This window comes from Planktothrix sp. FACHB-1355 (assembly GCF_014748295.1).
Lineage (GTDB): Bacteria > Cyanobacteriota > Cyanobacteriia > Cyanobacteriales > Aerosakkonemataceae > Aerosakkonema > Aerosakkonema funiforme_A.
Genome location: NZ_JACJUP010001236.1, coordinates 1 through 1,989 on the forward strand (window position 1 = coordinate 1; position 1,989 = coordinate 1,989).

Genomic DNA, 1,989 nt, shown 5'->3' on the forward strand with positions numbered 1-1,989 from the left:
GGAAATCCGAAACAAGGGTTGTCCCCAGTCATTAGCAAAGTCACTAAAAAATCCAGAGGTGTTAGCCATGAGTGTTAGCAGCACTGCCGAAGTGAAGGACACTGCCACCAGCAACGGCACCCGGAGTGAGAAGAGTTCCAAAACTAAAGAGCAAAAAACTATGCCAGCAGATACTGTTGAAGCCAAAGACAGCCAGAATACAACGAACGGATCGCAAGCGCTCGCACTCTCAGTTCCGGAATCTCCAGAGTCCCAATCCCTAGCGCCTTTACCTGGCGATCGTCCGATCGGCACAGCTAACCTTGCCATTAGCGAAACATTCCGCAGCGCAGGCATTCGTCCTGTAGAATCCAGCCACCTGAAAGTTACCGAAACAGTCAACATGGGTGGGATTCGTCCCATTATGTCCAGCGGACTGACAGTGGTCGAGACGATCAACTTTTCTGGTATTCGTCCAGTTACCGCCAGCACCCTCAAAATTAGCGAAACCATTTTAAATTTTGGCGAGCGTCCGGTAGCCTCAAATGATATTGACGCCGGTCAAGATTTGATGGGTTTTCTGGATTAGAAAGATTTAGAAACCCGGTTTCTTCAAGAAACCGGGTTTCTTTGTGTTTGGCTAAAAATTATTATGCTTTCATAGCTCACTTGTCTTGAATCGATATTCGATCCATTATTTTAGTAGCAAAAACATGATTGCCATCGTATTGTGCAATACCCACAACCTCTTTGCTAAATTTGGCTAATTTAGCAAAGAGCAAATCTTTGCTATCACCTGCTATGCTTTGTCGATCGAGCTTATAAAAAGCTTGGTTAGAGAAAGATTGCCTAAAACGCCAGAAACAGCAACACCCGCAGCACTACCTCCAAATAGCGCCGTCCCAAACAGCAAACCACCCAGAACTTCTAGCACCGAAAAAGCTCCTGTCATTTCTTTCGATCGATCTTAACCCTAAAGCTCTGAAGCATACAGGGGTTGACTGCGATCGCATATCTCTGCGGGCAGATAAACAGATTAAATTTATGTTATCTTGAATACAATTTTGTAAATAACAACTAATAAAGTTGTAATAGCTGTTTAAGTATTTACTCACAAAAAACCAAGGAGAAGCAATATGAGCTTGCAAGACAAAGCCAAAGCGATCGCCAAAAATATTGAAGGTAAAGCACAAGAGGTGTTAGGTAATATTACGGACAATCCCAAACACAAAGCCGAAGGCAAAGCCAAGCAAATACAAGCTGAAGCTATGCACACCGTAGAAAACCTCAAAGACAAAGCCAAAAACTTTATTGACAAGATGTAATCTTTTCCAGACTTGGATCTGCCAAGTGCATAAACTACATAATCTTAGGATATTGTGCAAAAAAAATAAGTCAGACAGGAAAAGAAATTCCATGCCTGACTTATTTTTACGGTCAAAAAACCATCTATATTTAGACAGTCACTAATTCAGGAGTCGGACGCTTGCTATTGCGAATACCTTCGATCGCATCAGCGTAATCCTTCGCCTTAAACACCGCCGAACCTGCGACGATCGCATTAGCGCCAACTTCCAAAACCTGCCAGGTATTGCTACCCTTCAAACCGCCATCCACCTCAATCCAAGGATCGAGACCCCGTTCATCGCACATTTGGCGCAGCTTCTGGATTTTCGGCACCACAGCCGGAATGAAACTTTGACCGCCAAAACCGGGGTTAACACTCATAATCAGAATCAAATCGCAAAGTTCCAGCACATACTCAATCAACTCCAAAGGAGTAGAAGGATTGAGTACCACACCCGCCTGCTTACCCAACTCCCTGATTTGTCCCAGAGTCCGGTGCAAATGAGGAGAAGCATTATGCTCGGCGTGAACCGAGATAATATCAGCACCAGCCTTAGCGAATTCCTCCACATACTTCTCAGGTTCCACAATCATCAAGTGGACATCCAGAGGCTTTTTCGTCACCGGGCGAATCGCTTCCACAATCAGCGGACCGATCGTAAT

The 1,989-nt window shown here is 44.6% G+C and carries 4 protein-coding genes; 2 read left to right on the plus strand and 2 right to left on the minus strand.

Annotated features, from left to right (window positions below; all coding sequences use genetic code 11):
* Positions 1 to 568: hypothetical protein (locus tag H6S82_RS31125; protein WP_206756919.1), on the plus strand; the 568-nt coding region annotated here is incomplete at its 5' end.
* A 210-nt stretch (positions 569 to 778) separates the two neighbouring features.
* On the opposite strand, the gene H6S82_RS31130 is transcribed toward H6S82_RS31125, so the two are convergent.
* Complete coding sequence (locus tag H6S82_RS31130) at positions 779 to 931, minus strand: hypothetical protein (RefSeq protein ID WP_190464145.1); 153 nt, start codon at positions 929 to 931, stop codon at positions 779 to 781.
* A 184-nt stretch (positions 932 to 1,115) separates the two neighbouring features.
* Here H6S82_RS31130 and H6S82_RS31135 point away from each other — a divergent pair, with 184 nt between their 5' ends.
* Entirely contained in the window at positions 1,116 to 1,304 is a 189-nt protein-coding gene (locus H6S82_RS31135) for a CsbD family protein (RefSeq protein WP_190464146.1), read from the plus strand.
* Between the two features lie 130 nt (positions 1,305 to 1,434).
* Here the strand turns inward: H6S82_RS31135 and rpe are convergent.
* Positions 1,435 to 1,989: ribulose-phosphate 3-epimerase (gene rpe / locus H6S82_RS31140; protein ID WP_191057329.1), on the minus strand; the 555-nt coding region annotated here is incomplete at its 5' end.